The organism is Lysinibacillus sp. AR18-8, assembly GCF_001705465.1.
Classification (GTDB): Bacteria; Bacillota; Bacilli; order Bacillales_A; family Planococcaceae; genus Lysinibacillus; species Lysinibacillus capsici.
This window is the reverse complement of sequence record NZ_MDGU01000015.1, coordinates 60,144-80,352: the sequence shown is the minus strand read 5'-3', so window position 1 is coordinate 80,352 and position 20,209 is coordinate 60,144. Positions and strand designations below refer to the sequence as shown.

General features: G+C 37.9%; 20 protein-coding genes. All 20 read right to left on the bottom strand.

The genetic code is table 11. The features are described 5' to 3' along the window. Positions 1-63: 63 nt before the first annotated feature. Positions 64-1,350, bottom strand: a complete 1,287-nt coding sequence (gene aroA, locus BFM98_RS13230) for a 3-phosphoshikimate 1-carboxyvinyltransferase (protein ID WP_066037624.1) — start codon at positions 1,348-1,350, stop codon at positions 64-66. Positions 1,351-1,409: 59 nt separating this feature from the next. Further along, positions 1,410-2,507 (bottom strand): prephenate dehydrogenase, encoded by a 1,098-nt coding sequence (locus BFM98_RS13225; protein ID WP_066037623.1) that lies wholly within the window; start codon positions 2,505-2,507, stop codon positions 1,410-1,412. Continuing rightward, entirely contained in the window at positions 2,504-3,604 is a 1,101-nt protein-coding gene (gene hisC, locus BFM98_RS13220) for a histidinol-phosphate transaminase (protein WP_066037622.1), read from the bottom strand. Before hisC ends, BFM98_RS13225 begins: the two co-directional genes overlap by 4 nt. A gap of 18 nt (positions 3,605-3,622) precedes the next feature. Then, positions 3,623-3,991 carry a chorismate mutase gene (gene aroH / locus BFM98_RS13215; RefSeq protein ID WP_004232646.1) on the bottom strand — a complete coding sequence of 123 codons (369 nt, stop codon included), beginning with the start codon at positions 3,989-3,991 and terminating at the stop codon, positions 3,623-3,625. After that, positions 3,988-5,079 carry a 3-dehydroquinate synthase gene (aroB, locus tag BFM98_RS13210; RefSeq protein ID WP_066037621.1) on the bottom strand — a complete coding sequence of 364 codons (1,092 nt, stop codon included), beginning with the start codon at positions 5,077-5,079 and terminating at the stop codon, positions 3,988-3,990. The genes aroH and aroB overlap by 4 nt, the downstream gene beginning before the upstream one ends. 3 nt (positions 5,080-5,082) lie before the next feature. Beyond that, positions 5,083-6,264 (bottom strand): chorismate synthase, encoded by a 1,182-nt coding sequence (gene aroC, locus BFM98_RS13205; protein ID WP_066037620.1) that lies wholly within the window; start codon positions 6,262-6,264, stop codon positions 5,083-5,085. A 281-nt stretch (positions 6,265-6,545) separates the two neighbouring features. Further along, positions 6,546-7,319, bottom strand: a complete 774-nt coding sequence (locus BFM98_RS13200; protein ID WP_048389829.1) for a CheR family methyltransferase — start codon at positions 7,317-7,319, stop codon at positions 6,546-6,548. 84 nt (positions 7,320-7,403) lie between these two features. Next, positions 7,404-7,634, bottom strand: coding sequence for a hypothetical protein (locus tag BFM98_RS13195; RefSeq protein ID WP_048389827.1), 231 nt, complete (start codon positions 7,632-7,634; stop codon positions 7,404-7,406). A 125-nt stretch (positions 7,635-7,759) separates the two neighbouring features. Then, positions 7,760-9,385: a long-chain fatty acid--CoA ligase gene (locus tag BFM98_RS13190; protein ID WP_066037619.1), complete on the bottom strand. Its 1,626-nt coding sequence runs from the start codon at positions 9,383-9,385 to the stop codon at positions 7,760-7,762. Positions 9,386-9,455: 70 nt separating this feature from the next. Beyond that, complete coding sequence (locus BFM98_RS13185) at positions 9,456-10,223, bottom strand: 3-hydroxyacyl-CoA dehydrogenase (RefSeq protein ID WP_066037618.1); 768 nt, start codon at positions 10,221-10,223, stop codon at positions 9,456-9,458. Between the two features lie 15 nt (positions 10,224-10,238). Beyond that, positions 10,239-11,387, bottom strand: a complete 1,149-nt coding sequence (locus BFM98_RS13180; protein ID WP_054550709.1) for a thiolase family protein — start codon at positions 11,385-11,387, stop codon at positions 10,239-10,241. A 541-nt stretch (positions 11,388-11,928) separates the two neighbouring features. Continuing rightward, positions 11,929-13,683 (bottom strand): RNA-directed DNA polymerase, encoded by a 1,755-nt coding sequence (locus BFM98_RS13175; protein WP_066037617.1) that lies wholly within the window; start codon positions 13,681-13,683, stop codon positions 11,929-11,931. A gap of 905 nt (positions 13,684-14,588) precedes the next feature. Continuing rightward, positions 14,589-15,425, bottom strand: a complete 837-nt coding sequence (locus tag BFM98_RS13170) for a tyrosine-type recombinase/integrase (RefSeq protein ID WP_254660036.1) — start codon at positions 15,423-15,425, stop codon at positions 14,589-14,591. A 116-nt stretch (positions 15,426-15,541) separates the two neighbouring features. After that, complete coding sequence (gene ndk / locus BFM98_RS13165) at positions 15,542-15,958, bottom strand: nucleoside-diphosphate kinase (protein ID WP_004232627.1); 417 nt, start codon at positions 15,956-15,958, stop codon at positions 15,542-15,544. A gap of 86 nt (positions 15,959-16,044) precedes the next feature. Beyond that, a complete protein-coding gene (gene hepT / locus BFM98_RS13160; RefSeq protein ID WP_054550708.1) occupies positions 16,045-17,019 on the bottom strand; it encodes a heptaprenyl diphosphate synthase component II in 975 nt (324 codons plus the stop codon). A 19-nt stretch (positions 17,020-17,038) separates the two neighbouring features. After that, positions 17,039-17,743, bottom strand: coding sequence for a demethylmenaquinone methyltransferase (locus BFM98_RS13155; protein ID WP_048389815.1), 705 nt, complete (start codon positions 17,741-17,743; stop codon positions 17,039-17,041). 15 nt (positions 17,744-17,758) lie between these two features. Then, entirely contained in the window at positions 17,759-18,526 is a 768-nt protein-coding gene (locus BFM98_RS13150) for a heptaprenyl diphosphate synthase component 1 (protein ID WP_048389813.1), read from the bottom strand. Positions 18,527-18,789: 263 nt separating this feature from the next. Next, positions 18,790-19,008, bottom strand: coding sequence for a trp RNA-binding attenuation protein MtrB (gene mtrB / locus BFM98_RS13145; protein ID WP_004232621.1), 219 nt, complete (start codon positions 19,006-19,008; stop codon positions 18,790-18,792). 62 nt (positions 19,009-19,070) lie between these two features. After that, positions 19,071-19,640 carry a GTP cyclohydrolase I FolE gene (gene folE / locus BFM98_RS13140; RefSeq protein ID WP_066037616.1) on the bottom strand — a complete coding sequence of 190 codons (570 nt, stop codon included), beginning with the start codon at positions 19,638-19,640 and terminating at the stop codon, positions 19,071-19,073. Between the two features lie 219 nt (positions 19,641-19,859). After that, the gene (locus tag BFM98_RS13135; RefSeq protein WP_004232618.1) at positions 19,860-20,132 is read right to left on the bottom strand and encodes an HU family DNA-binding protein; all 273 of its coding nucleotides are present in this window, start codon (positions 20,130-20,132) and stop codon (positions 19,860-19,862) included. Positions 20,133-20,209 lie beyond the last annotated feature (77 nt).

Genomic DNA, 20,209 nt, shown 5'->3' with positions numbered 1-20,209 from the left:
AAAACATTTACCTCTGAAACAAGAAAAAACTCCCCAAAAGCTTGGAGAGCATCTCTTTAATTGTTACCTCACTGCCTCAATATGCTCAAAGAACGATGGGTAGGATACAGCAATACATTGTGCATCATCTAGTGTAACAGCTCCGTCTGTTATTAAAGCTGCAACTGCACCCATCATGCCGATTCGATGATCGCCATAGGTTTGAAGGTTTGCTCCTTTTAAAGACGTTGGTCCCTCAATAATCATACCATCTTCTGTTGCTTCGATTTGGGCACCAAGTTTCTTCAATTCAGTCACAACAGCCGTGATACGGTCAGTCTCCTTCACCTTTAGCTCCTCGGCATCTTTAATGATCGTTTGACCATGTGCTTGCGTAGCGAGTAATGCAAGAATTGGAATTTCGTCAATTAAACGAGGAATAATGTCTCCCTCAATTATTGTACCAGTTAAAGAAGATGTGGCGATTTGGATTGTTGCTGTAGGTTCAGCTTGATTATCATCATTCGGCGTTACCGTCATCGTGGCGCCCATTTTTTGCAGCACCTCTATAATGCCATCACGTGTTGGATTAATGCCCACATTATTTAGTGTTAGCTGACTATTTTTGCAAATGGCTCCTGCCACTAAGAAAAAGGCAGCCGATGATATATCTCCTGGCACAGAAACATGCGTACCATTGAGAGCTTGTCCTCCTTCAATCGATACTACGCCATTATCTACTTCTACATGTGCACCAAATTGACGCAGCATTCGCTCTGTATGATCTCTCGAAACATCCATTTCTCTAACAATAGTTGTTCCTTCAGCACGCAAGCCCGCTAGTAAAATAGCAGATTTCACCTGTGCACTTGCTACAGGCATCTTGTAATCAATGGCTTGTAATTTTGTACCTTGAATGGCTAGCGGTGTATATTGCCCGTCTGCACGCCCTGTAATTTGTGCACCCATCTGACGCAGTGGATCTATAACACGGCGCATTGGTCGTTTTCCAATGGATGCATCTCCTGTCATGACAGAGTGAACAGTAGAACCAGCTAAAATGCCTAGCATTAAGCGTGTTGTTGTACCAGAGTTACCCGTATATAACACTTCTATCGGCTCCTGCCAGCCATCCATCCCTGGACTATGAATGGTTACATTTGTCCCTTCCACCTCAATCTGAACGCCAAGTTTCTGGAAGCAATCAATTGTACTTAAACAATCTTCACCTATTAAAAAGCCCTCTACTGTCGTTGTTCCACTAGCAATGGCGCCAAACATCACAGAGCGATGAGATACAGACTTATCACCTGGAACAGTTAAAGAGCCCTGTAAAGAAGGCTTGTTGTATTGCAATACTTTTTCACTCATGAACTTTATTCCCTCCAATATGAAGATAGAAAGCGCCGAAATGCCGACGCTTTCTTATGCTAAGAAATATACGTTTCGAAATTTGCTCGTTTTTGAATACAGGCTGCAGCACGTTCGCGATCATTTTCACTTTGGAAGCTAATGACTAGAATACCGAAAACATCTTCTCGTGATTCAACGATGCGAAGATTCGTAATACTAATTGCTTCATCTGCTAAAAAGCCCGTCACTTCAGAAATAACACCTGGATAGTCAGGAACATCAACATATAGATCGAATGGTGTATACATAGCCCCTGCACTAATCGGTAATTCATCTCTCAGTTCTTTGGCAACTGCAAAATAGTTTTCAATAGCCTGTGAAGAACCCTCCATCAGCAGTTCCTTAATGCGTGTCATTTCTTTTTCCCAGCCCTCTAATTGCGTGAGGAGTTCCTCGCGATTTTGCAGCGTAATATCTCGCCATAAGATGGGATTAGAAGAGGCGATTCGTGTCACATCACGAAACCCTCCTGCTGCAAGAGAACGTGTCATTGGGTACTCCCCATTTTCGCCGCCTAATTGATGAACAAGTGAGGCCGCAATAACATGCGGAAAATGACTCACCACCGCTGTCATGTGATCATGCTCACTGGCAGATACACTGACTACTTTTGCATGGGTAAATTTCAGCAAACTTTCAAGCTGTGCCATATGAACAATTTCTTCCCCAGCAAGTGGCGTAAGCATGTAATATGCGTTTTCAAAAAGATGCGCCTTAGCAGCCAGCACACCACTTTTATGAGACCCCGCCATTGGATGTCCACCAATAAACGTTATGCCAAGTTCTCGTAATTCGCTGGCTTTTTGCATAATTAATTTTTTTGTACTTCCTGTATCTGTTACGATGACTTTATTTTTCAAGGGCCATGATTTTAATTGCTCCATCCAATCCAGTGTTGCATTAACGGGCGTACCGAAGATAATAACATCAACCTCAGCCGCAACAGCCAGTGGATCTGCGACAATCTCATGCACAATATTTAATGTTTTCGCATGCTCGCGTGTTTGTGCGTCCATGTCGTAGCCAATAATTTTTGTTTCCGGTGCTTTTTGCAAAGCAAGGGCAATAGAACCTCCGATCAATCCTAGCCCTATAACGAGTACTTTGCGTGTCATGCAAATACCCCTTGTTGTTTTAACACTTCATCAAGTTGGCTAAGCAATGCTGCATTTTGAGCCTCTGTTCCAATTGTCACACGGATAAATCCTGGTAAGCCTAATGCATTACCACTGCGCACGATAAAGCCTCTTTTCATCAGCTCTTGGAAAACAACATCACTATCAGCATGGGTATCAAAGAAAATAAAGTTTGTATCAGATGGGAAGTATTTTAAATTATGCTTTTCACAAAATTCTACATATTGTTTTTTGCCTTTTTCATTGGCTTCACGGCAGGCTTCAATATAATCTTGGTCACTGAGGGCAATGGCAGCAACAGCTTGACTTAAGATTGTATTATTGAATGGTGCACGCACAGGATCAAGCTTAGCAATAACATCAGGTTGGCCAATAGCATAGCCTACGCGGAACGAAGCTAAGCCATATGCTTTAGAGAATGTACGCAGTAAAAGCACATTCGGATACTCATTAATGATTGGTAACGTATCCTTGTGGTCTGGATGTGTAACATATTCAATGTATGCCTCATCAAGCACGACAAGGACATCGCTTGGAACCTTTGCAAGAAAGGCACGCAATGCAGCATCAGGAATGACAACTCCTGTAGGATTATTTGGACTACATACCCAAACAATAGAAGTTTGGTCATCAATTGCAGCCAACATTGCCTCTAGATCATGTGCTCCATCTTGACAAGGCACTTTACGTACTTCAGCACCTTCAATTTCAGCATTGTGCCAGTATTGAGAGAAGGAAGGGTCGGCCATAACCGTGTTTACCCCTGGATACAACAGAGCACGAGTAATAATAGCAATGATGTCATCAGAGCCGTTACCAAAAAGAAGCTGTGTTTCTTTCACACCTAGATGATTTGCCACAGCAGTACGTAGGTTTTGGGCATAGCCATCTGGATAAAGTGCATGATTCACTGCATTATTTTGTAAATAAGCTGTTACCTTAGGTGAGCACCCGAATGGATTTTCATTCGATGCCAATTTAATAACTTCCTTTAAGCCATATTCACGTTGTACTTCTTCAATTGGTTTACCTGGCTTATATGCTTGCATACCGTCCAATTGTTGTTTCCACTTCATCTAAAACATCTCCTCTACTTATTTAGCCTGGGCCAAATCTGGTCTTAATTTCACTGCATCATTGAGATACAAGTGCTTTACATCTTTTTGGGCAACCTCTACATTTGCATGTATTAATACACGAATACATAATGGTAACGCTTCTGGCACATCCATCTCATGTGTACACATAACAGGGACATATTGCCAGCCATCCATCAAGCGTACTGCACGAGCAGGAAATGCTGAGGTAATATCTGGCGTTGTTGAAATGAGGATCGATGCGATATCATCAATGTCCACATTATTTGCTGCCACAACCTCACGCACTAATCTTGCTGTCTCATCCCATACAAGCTCTGGCTTGTCAGATTCAATTGTTATTGCTCCTCTAAGTCCACGAATCATACAAGCACCTCCGCTAATAACTGTCTATATTCAGCATCTATTTCTTGGCATTCTTCTAAATCAATAGCTTTGACAAAAGGCTTTCCAATTTTCTCCAAAAGAACAAATTGTAAAATGCCATATTCCGCTTTTTTATCTTTCATTAGGTAGCTAGATAATTGTTCAAATGAATAATCACTCACAGCCTTAAAAGGATAGCCGTTTTTTATCGCAAACTGTAAAAAGGATTGGGTGAACGTTCGATCAAGTTCTCCATATCGTTCACTCAATAGAAGACAATAGACGAGTCCAATCATAACAGCCTCACCATGAGCCACTTTGCCATAACCCGCAGCTGCCTCAATGGCATGTCCATATGTATGGCCTAGGTTTAAAAACTTTCGAACGGATTGCTCTGTTTCGTCCTCAGCAACAATTTGTGCTTTCACTTCAATTCCTTTTTTTAGTTGCTTTGCTAGTTCATTTTGATTAAAATGGATCACCGAATCTCCTGTCATTAATTCCTCCAGCCAGTTCGGGTCAGAAATCATGGCATGCTTAATTAACTCTGCTGTTCCCGAACGTACCTCACGCTCTGATAAACTTTCTAAAAGAGCTGTATCATATATCACGCCTTCTGGCTGATAAAATGCGCCAATCATATTTTTTCCTAGTGGATGATTAATGGCAGTTTTTCCACCAACTGCGGAATCATGCGCTAGAATAGTCGTTGGAATTTGAATAAACGGAATCCCACGCATATAAGTTGCCGCAACAAAACCTGTTAAATCGCCAACTGCTCCTCCTCCAAAAGCAAAAATGAAGGATTTTCTGGAGCATTTTTGCTCTAATAAAAATGTTTGAGCAGCATTGTATTGATCAAAGGTTTTGCACGCTTCTCCACCTGGCAAAATAAAAACCTCAAAGTGGTACGGGAAATTTGCTTTGAAGTACTCTCCCTGTGCTGCCCAAACATTGACATCAGTAAACACAAAGAGCTTATCCGCTTTTTGAAGTTTATCAGCAAATGCCTCCACAGCTTCAGTTAGAAATTGATGCCCAAGAACAACTTCATATTGATGCGATTTTGTTGCTACTGGTACACGCATAACTTAGAACCCCTTTGTATATTGACGATGCTCGTCAATTTGAGCTTGTAATTGTGGTAGTTGATCACTATGGAATTGCTCTAAAATTGCATTCGCTATTTCCCAGGCAATAACATGTTCTGCAACTACAGACGCTGCTGGTACTGCACAGCTATCAGAGCGCTCAACACTCGCTTTAAACGGCTCTTTTGTTTCAATATCTACACTTTGTAATGGTTTATATAAAGTAGGAATTGGCTTCATCACACCACGTACAACAATTGGCATACCTGTTGACATACCGCCTTCTAAGCCACCAAGTCGATTGGTTGCACGAGTATAACCTTCTTCTTCAGACCAGATGATTTCATCGTGTACTTCAGAACCTTTTCGACGTGCCATTTCAAAGCCAAGTCCAAACTCTACTCCTTTAAATGCATTAATAGATAGCATAGCAGCAGCAAGCTTTGCATCCAGCTTACGATCATAATGTACATAAGAACCTACACCTGCTGGCATGCCTTCTACAATGATTTCTACAACACCACCGATCGAATCGCCGGCCTTTTTCGCTTCATCAATTGCCTCAACCATTTTCGCAGAGGCGATTGGATCTACACAGTAGCAAGGATCCGCTTCGACAATTGCACGAATTTCTTCTGTTGTTTTTCCTTCTATTAAAGAAGTATCGGCTTTAATTCCCACTATCTCTGTAACATGTGCAACAATGGAAATGCCTAGTTCATTAAGTAACGCCTTTGCCACAGACCCAACTGCTACTCGTACAGTTGTTTCACGCGCAGAGGAACGCTCTAATACATTCCTTAAATCGCGGTGACCATATTTCATGCCTCCAACTAAATCTGCATGACCTGGTCGAGGACGTGAGATTTGACGCTTGATATCTTCAGGGTTGATATCATCAGCTAATGGCTCTGCTCCCATAATTTTAGTCCAGTGCTTCCAGTCATCATTTGTGACAACGAGTGCAACAGGAGATCCAAGTGTCTGACCATGACGAACACCAGCTACAATCTCCACTGTATCTGTTTCGATTTGCATGCGGCGCCCACGTCCATGACCTCCTTGGCGACGTTTTAAATCGTGATTAATTTTTTCTGCTGTAATGGGTAAGAGTGACGGTAAACCCTCAATAATTGTCGTTAATTGAGGTCCGTGAGACTCACCTGCTGTTAAGTAACGCATAAACACTTTCTCCCTTCAACTCGCTAAAGTATGTATTTTTCACTATAACATATATTCTTTAAAAAAACAGTCCTTTTACGAATGTCTTTTAAGTAGTTACCATTTTCATAGATCTAAATGTGAATATTCTGAATGAAAGTTATAAAAAACACCTAGCTAAATTTTATAAAAAATACGCCTTTGCTTATGATAAGCGAAAAGCGTATGAATTATCTATGTTTAATGCTTGGTCAACTTTATGTACAATTGGGTTATTTGTACAAAGCTTTTCATCCATATTATTAATTATTTTTGCGATAGAAGAACGTGTCTTCTACATCAAATTCATAACGTGCTGGATTAAAAATTTGCTCTGTCGATCCAACAAATAAAACGCCATCCTTGCGCAGTGCTTTACTAAAATTATTATAAATTTGATCTTTCGCTTCTTCTGTAAAATAAATCATGACATTGCGACAAACAATTAAATCATAATTGCCGTCATAAGAGTCATTCAATAAATTATGTTTCTTAAAGGTTACACAACGCTTAATCTCATCCTTCACGCGATAGAAGGAGCCTTCTTGTTCAAAATACTTTGCTTTAATATCACTTGGGACCTCGGCTAAAGAGCGTTCAGGGTAGACACCTAACTTCGCCTTTTGTATCACATTCTCATCTAAATCAGTGGCAATAATTTGAATTTGAGATAAAGGCACCAATTGAGATAATACCATTACTAAAGAATATGGTTCTTCTCCTGTCGAACAAGCCGCACTCCAAATTTTTAAACGCTTATTAGTTTGTAAAAGTTTCGGAAATATTTTCTTTTGTAATACTTCCCAGCGCTTTCCATTGCGATAAAATTCAGAAACATTGATCGTCATACGATCTAAGAATTCATTCATTAAATCACGATCTTGTTCGAGTGCCTTTAGAAAGTCTACAAAATTACGATAGCCCTTTTTCTCATAAAGAGAGGTTAATCGTCTTTTCATTTGCGCTTCTTTATATAACGCTAAATCTATTCCTGTTTTGCGCTTAATACCTTCTATAAACTGTTCATAATCAGACATATGGTCATCTTCCCCTCTAGCGTCGTATTACCATTATAGCGGAAAAGTCCCAATCCTGAAATAGTCTTTCTCATGTATGCAAATCTACTTTCTTACGTTTTGTTTTTCCTCTAAAAGTAATACTTTCGACTGTTCTAATTCAAGTCTCATTTTTTCTGTTTCAATCGTATAAGTTTCTAACCTAAGCTTTTCTAATTCTACTTCTTTTTCAACAGCCTTCAGTTTTATTTTTTGTTGTCTAGTACGAGCGTCTGTAAAAATTCCAGCTAGAGAAATAATGACGCCTCCAATTATCGCTACAATGGCAATTGACAATCCGTTCACTTCCTTTCGTTATTTTGATTATACGGCAAAATAGAAAAAATAGTTTCATTTTTCAGGAATTTATTCCAATAAAAAATGAAGGTAGTTTTTCACCACCCTCATTCTATCCATTATCGTTAGACTTGTATGCGGTACGCTTTTAAATCTTCTCGTAATTTAGTCTTTAAGAATTTACCTACAGACGTTTTTGGTACCTCGTCAATGAAGACAATATCATCAGGAACCCATGATTTATGGAATTGGTGCTGTAGACTCTCTAGTAACTCTTCTTTTGTAATCGAACCCTTAAACTCTGGCTTTGCTACGACACAAGCTAATGGTCGCTCCAACCACTTTTCATGTGGAATGGCAATAACAGCTGCCTCAAAGACCTTTGGATGGGACATTAATGCATTTTCAAGCTCTACTGAAGAAATCCATTCGCCACCACTCTTAATTAAATCCTTTGTACGGTCGGTAATTTTTATATAGCCATCTGTTGTCATCACAGCAATATCGCCTGTATAGAGCCAGCCGTCTTTAAAGGCCTCTTCCGTTCGTTCATCCTGATAATACTCATTAGCAATCCATGGTCCTCTAATCGTAAGCTCTCCCATCGTTTTGCCATCCCAAGGCACTTCACCATTTTCATTGACAATCCTTGTATCAATAAGTGGCATCGTCATACCTTGTGTAATCCGAACATTCATTTTTTCATCAGCCGTATAGTCCTCCATATGTGTTAAATACGTGGATAGGCTTACAAGAGGTGAGGTTTCCGTCATACCGTAACCTGTCATGTACGGGATATTAAGTTCTTGCTCAAAGCCTCGGACAAGACCAATTGGTGAAGCAGAACCTCCACAAACAATTAATCGCATAGACGATAGGTCACGAGGATTTTGACGCTGCTCCTGTAGAACGCCCAGCCATATGGTCGGTACACCTGCTGTCAATGTAACTTTATATACATCAAATAATTCTAGCAATAGCTGTGGTGTAAACATAGGTCCCGGTAAGACCTGTGTAGAACCAAATGCGACACTGGCAAATGGTAATCCCCATGCATTCGCATGGAACATTGGCACAACAGGTAACACCACATCCGACTCACAAATTGCAATACTGTCAGCGAGACCAGCTGTTAAACTATGAAGTACAATACTGCGATGTGTATAGACTACTCCCTTTGGCATGCCCGTCGTTGCACTGGTATAGCACATGCCTGCGGGTGTATTTTCATCTAAATCTTCTGGGAATGTGAAATGTTCATCTGCCTCCGCAAGTAACGATTCATAGGAAAGAGCATTTGGAATCGGTAAAGTTTCTACTGCAACAGCATCACCCATAATGATATAATGCTTTACCGTTTTCAGCTGAGAGACGATAGGTGCAATTAGTGGCACCAGATTATCATCTATTAATAATATTTCATCCTCGGCATGATTGATGACATAGGCAATATGCTCAGGGGATAATCGAATATTAATCATATGCAATACTGCTCCTGCACATGGTACAGCAAAATAGGCTTCCAAATGGCGATGGTGATTCCAAGCAAATGTGCCCACCTTCATTCCTTGATCCATCCCTAGTTTCGTCAAAGCATCGGCTAATCGGCGAGTCCGTTTGACATATTCTTTATACGTAAATTCGTGAATAGTAGTGGCACTTGTTCGAGAATAGATTTTCTTTGAGTGAAAAAATCGTTCTGCACGATTCAAAAAACTTGTTAATAATAAAGGTGTATCCATCATATGCATGATACCGCTTCCCTTCATCTACGATTTTAGAAACAATCAAAACAAAAACTATTTGAACTAGATTTTGCCGTTACCTCGGCTGCATGCGAATGGCACCATCTAGTCGAATGATCTCTCCATTTAACAAGCCATTGTGGATAATACTTTCAACCAAAAGAGCATATTCCGAAGGTTTACCAAGTCGTTTAGGGAATGGTGTCATTTGAGCAAGAGCTGTTCGTGCAGGCTCAGGTAACGAAGCAAACATTGGTGTTTCAATTAATCCTGGCGCTATGGTCATCACTCGGACACCGATTTCCGCAAGCTCTCTTGCAATTGGCAAAGTCATGGCTGCTACGCCACCTTTTGACGCGCTATAAGCAGCTTGTCCGATTTGCCCATCAAATGCAGCCACAGACGCGGTATTAATAATGACGCCACGCTGTCCATCCTCATTTGGCTCATTATGTTGCATTTTTTCTGCCACTAGACGGATGACATTAAACGTGCCAACTAAATTAACAGCAATCACTTTTTCAAATAACGCAAGGGCGTGTATACCACGCTTCGAAATAACTTTACTCGCATCTGCAATGCCAGCACAGTTCACTGCAACATTGATCTTACCAAAAGCTGCAATAGCCTGCTCAAGGCCAGTCGCCACCTCCTCTTCCTTTGTGACGTCTACTCGTGCATAAAGGACATTTTGACCTAATTCTTCCACTAGAGCTTGTCCACGCTCATCATTGACATCAAAAATAATTGCTTTGCCACCCTGTCCTATTAATTTCCGAACGGTTGCCTCTCCTAAACCAGAGGCACCCCCTGTTACGACTGCCACCACTTCATGTTCCTTCATCAGACATATCCCCTTTTACATTTTTTCAATGATCGTGGCATTGGCCATTCCCATTCCCTCACAAATCGCCAACAAGCCGTAACGATAATTCTCTCGCTCCATTCGATAGAGCATGGTCGTTAACAATTTCGTACCTGTTGCCCCTAATGGATGTCCCAGTGCAATGGCTCCACCATCAGGATTGAGCTTCTGTGGGTCTCCTCCTATTTCATGCAGCCATACGAGCGGCACAGGTGCAAAGGCTTCATTTACCTCATATGTGTCGATATCCTCAATGTTGAGCCCTGACCGTTCTAATGCTTTTCTAGTAGCTTCGATTGGCCCTGTCAGCATTAATGTCGGATCAGAGCCCACGACCACTCTTGTCACAATTTTAGCGAGTGGTTGAATGCCTAGTTCTCTCGCTTTATCCAATGCCATTACGACTACAGCTGAGGCCCCATCACTCATTTGGCTCGCATTGCCCGCAGTAATCGCGCCATTCTCTTGAAAGACAGTTTTTAATCCATTTAAAATGTCAACGGTAGTTTCTGCACGAGGACCCTCATCTACCGCAAATGTTGTCACTGAGCCATCCTCTTGTGGAACTTGAATGGGTAGTATTTCAGCTTGGAAATGACCCGCTCTAATGGCGGAAATCGCCCGTTGATGGCTTTGATAAGCATAGCTATTTAGCTGTTCTTTCGATAAAGACCATTGGGAAGCGATTTTCTCTGCTGATAATCCTTGATGGATAATATCATAATTTTCCTGTAAGCGGTTACTAGCATGGGCATGTTGCATGTTTGAGCCCATTGGTACTCTTGACATACTTTCTACCCCACCAGCAATGACAATGTCCATATCCCCCGCTAAAATTGCCTGTGCTGCGAAGTGCACGGCTTGTTGGCTTGAACCACACTGACGATCAATGGTTACACCTGGCACACTATCTGGGAATCCAGCCATTAATAAAGAGGTTCTCGCAATATTTGCCCCTTGTTCTGCTGTTTGCGTCACACATCCCAAAATGACATCGTCTACTTGTTCCTTACCAATGCCTGCACGCTTTACAACCTCCTGTAATACATCAGCTGCTAAATCATCTGCTCGAACTTGACTTAATGCGCCCTTACTTCTTCCTATAGCAGTTCTCACAGCTGCTACAATCACCACTTCTCTCATGTCCATAACCCCTTTTCCTCGTCATCCTCTTAGTTTATTGACGAGTCTACTAAACTATTCCTAACTTAATTATCAGAATATTACATTATTTATTGTACATGAGTAAGAAGTTTTTAACAATTCTATATCAGGATGTGCCCTCCCCTTTTTGCGCAATAAAAAAAGCAATCTCATAAATTGAGATTGCTTGATCTATTCGAAATTAAACTAGATTAGAACTGCGTTTTTACCTTCTATTAATTAGTCACTATACATTATAGCTTTGTTAGCAAGTTTGATTAAGTAGAAGAGGGGAAATTCCCCCAGTATTTTTTTTCGATAATTGTATTGTTATTTCGCACATAAAATTATCTCTCGCAAAAATCTACATTTTAATGTATTAATCTTTGAAATTAAATTGATCGCGAAACATATATTCCTATCACTTTATGAGTCAACATTTTTTTAATTTGTTAATTTAGGAACATTTTTCTAGAGTAAATTATGAATTGAGTTAGCAGTTCTTAAGAAACTATCGTACCAATTTTAAATTTAAACCTTATTAGGTCTTTTTAGGGTACATAAAATCCTTTTTCCTATCTGTCATATGTAATATAAAATGATCTTCTTCAATCATCCCTACATTTTTAAAATAAGCATTTCTCTCTTCTAACTCTAGATGCTTATTCAATATATATAATATCCTTCTTTTTTCAAATATATCCGCGCGTTGAAAATAGGTTTTTATTTGCAACGCATCCCCTATTGATAAATCCTTACAATTAGACAATGCATCCAAAACTGCTCGTCCTATATAATCACCCGAATTTCTTTTTAAATTGAAAAAGAAGTCTAAAAGTATTTCTTTATCAGTAAATGAACCATTACTAAATAATTTGACCAAATAAATAACAATATATTCAGGAGTGTCTTCATCTTGAATAATATTCTTAAAATCTTCTTTAATTTCTTTAATACTATTTTGAGATAGATACTCTTCGTACTTTGTTAGTATATCAATTACATATGGTGTAAACTGAGGGAATTTTTTAATTAACAGCAATACAGTTGTAATCTCTTCCCATTTTTTTTGAGCGACAACAATTTTCAATAAAGTCTTTATTTTTTCAGGCTCAATAATCACTTCATCTTTAATTAATTCAAATTCTTTATCAAAATCTAAAAGAGACAATTTCTCAACTTCTTTTTCAGACATTTGTCTAAACTTCAATGGAATAATACCAGAGTAACCTCTAATAATCTTATTCAAAGAACTTCGATCAGCTATTTCATTATTACTATTATTTATAGTGGAGCTTTTTTCTCCAGTTACTTTATTAGATTCGTTGACTTCAATTGTAGCGGCTACCGCCTCAGGAACTTTAGTTATCGTTTTAATTTCATTAGATTTTGCAACAGATTGGTTCGTTTCTGCAGTATTAACTGATGTATCAGAAACTTCATTGATAATAATTTGTTTAATATTAGTTTTAGATGAATTTACAAAAAGACCTTCCAACTGAAGTCTTTCAATTAAAATAGTTAAGCTTCTAAAAGCTTCATTTGAATCTTTAGCAAAGATTCTATAGTCATCTACAAAACGACAAAATTTAATTTTCTTTCTTTTTAGATAATTATCTACCTCTATTAAAGACGCTTCTGCTAAAATTCTAGAAGCATTTGAACCTACTGGAATACCATATGAATCTCTATGACTCCAATATAGCAAAAGTTCATTCAATAATTTTATAGCCTCTCTATCTATAGCTTTAATAGATAATAACGTAGATTCTAACCTATGAAGGTTCAATCTATCATAAAAATTAGCAATATCACATTCAACAATAATATTATTTCCATTTTGTGCACTTTCTTTTCTTACTTGTTCCTTAAAAGAAGTAAAATTAAAATTTTCATCAAATAAGCTTTTTGAGCTTTTATTTTTATTAATACGATAAGAATAGATTGTCTTTTCAGATTTATTTAAGCGCTTCACCTCTATTTCATTAGACATAAGTAAAACAAGTGTTAAATAAAATATTTCATCATATATATCTGTCAGAGAGCAAATACGAAAAGCAGCTAAATTATTTTTAGGGACTAAAACTTTTCCGTGGTGCTTTATTCTTGTAAATTCTAATTTTTTGTTTAAAATATCTTGTGTTATTGAATCTACAATATTTTTTTTGGTATTTTCATCCTCTAAAAATGATATTTCAAAAAATTTATTAAAAATTTCTACATCAGTAGTACCTTCATATAAAATGTTATTTATTGCACGATTACATGCATTTCTAATTTGTTGTTTAGCGTACATACTAATCTCCTACTATTTCTTTATTGTAATTATGTTAATTTCATGCTTCTTAAAATTCCTTAATAATTTCAAATTTGTTTTGTATATAGTGCATACCCTAGCACTTGCCTTTTTGTAGTTAAGTGCATATTACTGTTGCTTTGATTTGTTCTTAATCTTCAAAATAAAGACTGACTTAAATGTCCAAAAAACTTGTAGTATTTAATTCATATAATATTTACTATGATAAGTTGTAGTAATTGTAATATATTTTACCTACAGTACTATTATACCATTGTAAGGTAATAATAGATAAATAGGAATCATTTACTGAAAATCTACTATATGAAAAATCCTATATCAAAGACAGTACTTGTGTTCCATGCTACTCATCTACACATTAGTTGTTAAACACAATTGACTACATTCAATTGAAATTGTTTAAGATAGAAAAACGCCAAAACCCTTAATTATCAAAGGTTTTGACGTTCAACGAAATCATATGATTGCATACAAAGAAGATCGTGGGAGTCAAACCCGCGTTCAAAGACTTCAATACTACAGCTTCTACTCGTTTAGTTTGGCTATTTACGATTCACACGATGTCGACCTTTAGAGCCATAAGCGTTTGAGAGCTATCCACATTTCTATATTCAATAGGGAGTATTACACTTGGTTCAAAGACCTTACTTATTTTATACTATATCGATTGATTATAAAATAGAAATATATTATTCAATTAGAAGTCCCTATTTGACGATTCAATCAGAAATGTACCAGGTTGGTGATATTTCTTAGTTTCAATTCGATTGTAAAGCATCCAAATACCATGCATATAAGATAAGGTAAAGTCATCCATTTAAATAGCGTATCAATATTTTGTTTGATTAACTCTCTCCCTTCATTAAATTTGAACACATCCATGATTAATTTTGTAGATATATCAGATAAGAAGAAACTGTATTCGAAATTGGTACACCTATGTTTGAAAGGAAAATATAATCATTCTTTTCTCTATGTTCTTTCCTAATATCATCATTTATTGAAATTAACTCTCTTAATAAAGTACACATTTCATCATCTAAAGGGAGAATCAATGGTCTATGCGATTTCATTATCTCTCCTTGTAACTTCAAAAGCATATTTTCAAAATCAATATTCTGTTCTCTCAACGCACCTAATGTTTTAATTCGAATACCTGTTTTGTATAAAAGTAAAATCGCTATGCTATCACGTAACCCTGAATACGTTGATTTATCCAAAAGTGATAACAAAAGTGCCAGTTCTCTTTCCGTAGTAGCTTCTTTAACGCTTGTATTTACTTTTATTTTGATGTTTGTCCAAAACTTTGAGTTATACCAACCATTATCGTGACACTTGCTTAAAACGGCTTTAATTTGCTTTAAACGACCATGTAGAGATGTGTCCTTTGCATTTTTGAAACTTGATAAATATTGATAAATTTTTTCATTGTTGATTTCGTGGAGATATTCAACTTTAGTAACTTCAACAAATCGCTTAAAATTATAGTTGTAACTATCAATTGTCCTTGGTCTTAATCCGTTTAGTCGCCATTGTTGATTTAAAATTTGTATGGCGTGTTTAATGGCAATATTTCTGTTGTCCAATTCATCATAAGTATCCATTTTAACTATTGAGTTATTGATTTTTGTCACCATTTCTTTCTTTGGTTCTTTTTCAGTTTTGATAGTCAATAAGCTTAAATCAATGTTTGTGTTAACTTTATTGAATGATTTTGACAAATAAAAAACCCCCTAACATTTTTTGTTAGAAGGTAAAAGTTCCATCGGAAAAATAGATGATTTTTTTATTGAGTTCTATCCGTAGTTATTTTCGCTACGCTTCTTAGATTCGCAAATTAAACTAAATCTTCACCGAAGAATAAGCCGATTTCGCGCTCTGCAGAAGCAAGAGAGTCAGAACCGTGGATGATGTTGTGAGAAACAGTTGTTGCGTAGTCACCACGGATTGTACCTGGGTTAGATTCTTCAGGTTTTGTTGCACCCATCATTGTACGAGCAAGCTTGATTACGTTCTCGCCTTCCCATACCATAGCGAATACAGGACCAGAAGTGATGAAATCAACTAATTCACCAAAGAATGGACGCTCAGCATGCTCAGCATAGTGCTTTTCTGCTAATTCTTTAGGAATTACCATTAATTTAGCACCTTTCATTACAAAACCGCGACGTTCGAAACGATCAACGATGTCTCCAATTACTTGACGTTCAACGCCGTCAGGCTTAACCATTAAAAAAGTTTGTTCAATTGCCATGTTTAAAACACTCCTTAAATTCGTCTAACAGGTTTTACACCTACCGATAAATATTAACAAAAAATGAGCTTTTGTACAACAAAAAGCTAGAATTTGCGCTTACCCATGAACAATGCTACATCACGTAATTTTTTCTTAACGGGATGTTTTGGTAAAGCATCAATTTCTTGTAAGGCTTTTTTCAAATATTTATCACTCATACGATTAGCTTGCTCAATCGCATGAGATTTACGCACATATTGCAACATATTTTGACGTTCCGATTCTGTTAACGTGCCTGCAAACACTTTAACTAAGTATGGTTGCATCTCCGGATCATCTTTCAACAATAAAATCGGTAAAGTAATATTGCCCTGTAGTAAGTCACTACCTGCTGGCTTCCCTAGTTCTTTATCGGTTGCCATAATATCTAAAACATCATCGATAATTTGGAAGCTCATGCCTACAAAGTAGCCGAAGCGCTTTAAATGCCGAACTGTTTTAGCATCAACCCCCGCTGCCACAGCTCCTAGCTCACAGCTTGAAGAAATAAGTAATGCTGTTTTACGTTTGATTCTTCTAAAATAATCTTTTAAACCTTGATCTAATCTAAATTTATCTTCAATTTGAATGACTTCACCGTTACAAATCTCCACCATCGTACGGGCTAAAATTTGATGAACAAGTGGGTCTTCTAACTTTGTTATATATTCCAGCGCACGTGCGAAAATAAAATCGCCTGTGTACATTGCTACCCTGTTATTCCACTGTGATTTGACAGTTGGGCGTCCTCTTCGCATATTGGAGTCGTCAATGACATCATCATGTACAAGCGATGCCATATGAATGAGTTCTAAAGGCACTGCTACATCCTTCATCTTCTCAATGTCATAATCACCAAATTTTGCGCCTAGTAACACAAAAATTGGTCTTATCCGTTTGCCACCAGCTTGTAATAAATGGAGAGAAGCATCGTTGATCAAATATGAAGATGAGTCCACCGCTTTTTCTAACTCTTGTTCAATGATTTCGATATCTGATTTCAAATCGGAATAGAGTAGTTTTAACTTCATCTTTTCCACGTGTGAAAACCTTCCCCCATTAACGTATCTTTTTAAAGCCCATATGCATTGCCGCAGCCCCGCCACTGTATGCTTTGTACGTTACTTTTTCTAATCCTGCCTGCTCAAACAATGCCGCTAACCTTTTCATACCTGGGAAATCATTCGCAGATTCCTGAAGCCAAGAATACTCCTTATAGCTTTTCGCAAATATTTTACCAAATATCGGCATTATAAATTTAAAATAAAAACGGAACAGCTGACGATAACCAGGGATTTCAGATTGAGATGTTTCTAAACAAACCACCATTCCACCTGGTTTAACAACACGATGCATTTCCTTCAAAACTTGTAAATAATCAGGTACATTGCGAAGACCAAAGCCGATTGTCACATAATCAAACGTATCATCAGGAAAAGGCAACTCCATCGCATTTCCATGAATGAGTTCAATTTGTGGGTATGGCTCTACCTTTTTTTCGCCAACTTTCAGCATGTTTTGACTAAAGTCAAGCCCTTTTACTTCCCCACTTTCACCAACAGCCTCTGCCAATGCGATTGTCCAGTCTGCGGTGCCACAGCATACATCAAGTGCTTTTGATCCAGGTTTTACAGCCATGTGCTTCATCGTATCGTTACGCCAGCCAACATGCATCTGGAAACTAATTACACCATTCATTTTATCGTAGTTTTCCGAAATACTTTCAAATACTTCGTGAACGTGTTCTTCTTTCGTTTTAGCCATTTTGAAAAACCTCTCTTATCCGTTAGTAGAAGCAATGGATGCCTCTACATGTGCATGTAAAGCTTGTTTGATATCACTTTGTAAAAAGGATGCCTGATTAATGATCTGTGATAGCTCTGTTTTTAAATGCACAATTTTCCCTTGGATGACGCTATTAAAGGTTGCGCCATTACGTCTGACACTTTCTTCTAGTGCCTTACCCATTAAAGACATTTGCCCACGTTGATAAGCTGTCCATTCTTTTTCTAAACGCAAGATTAATAAGCTTTTTTCTATAAGTGGTATATATTCACTGAAAGAATAAAGATCAAAAAATTGAGCAATTAACCCAGATTCTATCGTACTCATCGATGTATACCACTGTTCCATTGTTCGTTGTTTATTTTCATAAACCTTAATTTGGTTTTCACATCGTGCCACAATACCTTGTGACAAGTTTCGAATTAATGCAACATTCCCTGACATTGCTAATATTTCATAATAACGACCACTATAAAAATCCCCAGCTAATACGGTAAGCTGCTGTTCTTTTGATGTTGCGTCTAATTCTTTTATATGATCGTGAGCCGCTAATGCTGCGTACACTATGCCAACAGTAATTGCAGCCTCTTGTTGCTCTTGTTGCCACTCTTCACCATTCAAAAACGGGATTAACAAATAAAACAGTTGATTTTCATCTAGCACAGGTACACCTGTGTATTTTTGCAAAGTTCTATGACGAACATCCATGAAAATCTCTGTTTTTAACTGTGCAATTGAATTTTGAATGTATGTTGCATTCATAGACCTTACTCCATTTCACTTTCAGATACGTTAGCCCTTTACAAGGCCAAACGCTTGCTTACTGAGTCATTATAGCATACGCAACGATGCGGAATAAAAAAAATTTGCTTTCTTCATAGCACAGGCAGTAAAGCTCTCCCATAATTGAATGTTGGAATGCTAACTGCCCATAGACCTTATACTAAGTTTTTCACATCTAGTGTTTTTATATGTGCTGTAGAACGTTGAACAGCATTAAAACCTATCGTCAGAAACAAAATTTCTTATTTTTTCGCTTCGCTATTGATCACGCCATGTGCTGTATGAATTTGCGCTTTACCGCGTATTTTCATGGCAGACGTGTGTTCTGTAAATTGAGCAATCATTACTTCGCCGGCATCTAATTTCTCTGAATGATGGAATTTCGTATCAGTTCCACGTGTTAATCCAATGACATGTACACCATCTTCTTCTGCTTGAATAACAATATAATCTTGTGACATCTTTGTACACTCCTTAAATCCGACAAATTCTTAGTTCATCATAACATAATTAGACACGCAATTTAAGACATTTGAATAAATGATAGTACTTCTCTACGTTTCACTTCATCTTCCTCATAAATACCGCGTGCAACAGATGTCACCGTTTTAGAACCAGGTTTTTTTAATCCACGCATTGTCATACACATATGCTCAGCCTCGATCACAACATAGACACCTTTTGGCGAAAGCATCTCCATTATTGTGTCTGCTACTGAAGAGGTAATACGCTCTTGCAGTTGTGGTCTGCGGGCAATCGTCTCCACTGCACGTCCTAACTTACTCAGCCCAGCAACAACGCCGTCATTTGGTATGTATGCAACATGTGCTTTGCCATAGAAAGGTACTAGATGATGCTCACACATCGAATAAAAAGGTATATCTTTGACAAGCACTAGTTCTTCATGATCCTCATGAAATACCGTTTTAAAATAATCTTTAGCATCCTCATGCAAGCCGCTGAACATTTCGGCATACATTTTTGCTACACGCTTCGGCGTATCCAATAAACCTTCACGATTTACATCTTCACCTACCGCTTCTAAAATCATTTTTACCGCTTTTTCTATTTTTAATAAATCAATATTCGACATCAAAAAACCCTCCTGCATATCAAAACATTACACATTTCCCTATGCATCGTAGCACATCCAAAAGGTAAGCGCAAAATGACTTACCTGATTCATCAGAAATTCGCTTCTAGATAAGAAAATCACTGTATATTATTATGTAAAATTCAAATTTGAAGTTAAAAAGAGCAGCCTTCATGTTCGTTAACATGAAGACTGCTCTATGTAACTACTAGACGTGTATTATTTTACCGCGTCTTTAAGCGCTTTACCTGGTTTGAAAGCAGGCACCTTGCTAGCAGCGATTTCGATTTCTTTACCAGTTTGTGGGTTACGACCTTTACGAGCCGCACGTTCACGTACTTCAAAGTTACCAAAACCAATTAATTGTACTTTGTCACCCTTTGCAAGAGCATCTTGAATTGTATCAAATACAGCTTCAACTGCTTTAGAAGCGTCTTTTTTAGAAAGACCTGCAGCTTCAGCAACAGAGTTTACTAATTCTGTTTTATTCACACCATTCACCTCCTCTCAAAGGGTCATGAACCAATTCTGTAAAAAGAGTAACACATAGAAAACCGCTACGCAACTGT

Coding starts and splice junctions, on each gene's coding strand:
- aroA (WP_066037624.1), bottom strand. CDS start 1,350: ATGAGTGAAAAAGTATTGCAATACAACAAGCCTTCTTTACAGGGCTCT.
- BFM98_RS13175 (WP_066037617.1), bottom strand. CDS start 13,683: ATGTACGCTAAACAACAAATTAGAAATGCATGTAATCGTGCAATAAAT.
- BFM98_RS13150 (WP_048389813.1), bottom strand. CDS start 18,526: ATGAATGCAACATACATTCAAAATTCAATTGCACAGTTAAAAACAGAG.
- mtrB (WP_004232621.1), bottom strand. CDS start 19,008: ATGTCACAAGATTATATTGTTATTCAAGCAGAAGAAGATGGTGTACAT.
- hisC (WP_066037622.1), bottom strand. CDS start 3,604: ATGAAGTGGAAACAACAATTGGACGGTATGCAAGCATATAAGCCAGGT.
- aroH (WP_004232646.1), bottom strand. CDS start 3,991: ATGATTCGTGGACTTAGAGGAGCAATAACAATTGAATCTGACAAGCCA.
- BFM98_RS13185 (WP_066037618.1), bottom strand. CDS start 10,223: ATGAAGGAACATGAAGTGGTGGCAGTCGTAACAGGGGGTGCCTCTGGT.
- BFM98_RS13155 (WP_048389815.1), bottom strand. CDS start 17,743: ATGGCTAAAACGAAAGAAGAACACGTTCACGAAGTATTTGAAAGTATT.
- aroB (WP_066037621.1), bottom strand. CDS start 5,079: ATGCGTGTACCAGTAGCAACAAAATCGCATCAATATGAAGTTGTTCTT.
- BFM98_RS13225 (WP_066037623.1), bottom strand. CDS start 2,507: ATGACACGCAAAGTACTCGTTATAGGGCTAGGATTGATCGGAGGTTCT.
- BFM98_RS13200 (WP_048389829.1), bottom strand. CDS start 7,319: ATGTCTGATTATGAACAGTTTATAGAAGGTATTAAGCGCAAAACAGGA.
- BFM98_RS13180 (WP_054550709.1), bottom strand. CDS start 11,387: ATGAGAGAAGTGGTGATTGTAGCAGCTGTGAGAACTGCTATAGGAAGA.
- ndk (WP_004232627.1), bottom strand. CDS start 15,958: ATGGCAATTGAACAAACTTTTTTAATGGTTAAGCCTGACGGCGTTGAA.
- aroC (WP_066037620.1), bottom strand. CDS start 6,264: ATGCGTTACTTAACAGCAGGTGAGTCTCACGGACCTCAATTAACGACA.
- folE (WP_066037616.1), bottom strand. CDS start 19,640: ATGTCGAATATTGATTTATTAAAAATAGAAAAAGCGGTAAAAATGATT.
- BFM98_RS13190 (WP_066037619.1), bottom strand. CDS start 9,385: ATGCATATGATGGATACACCTTTATTATTAACAAGTTTTTTGAATCGT.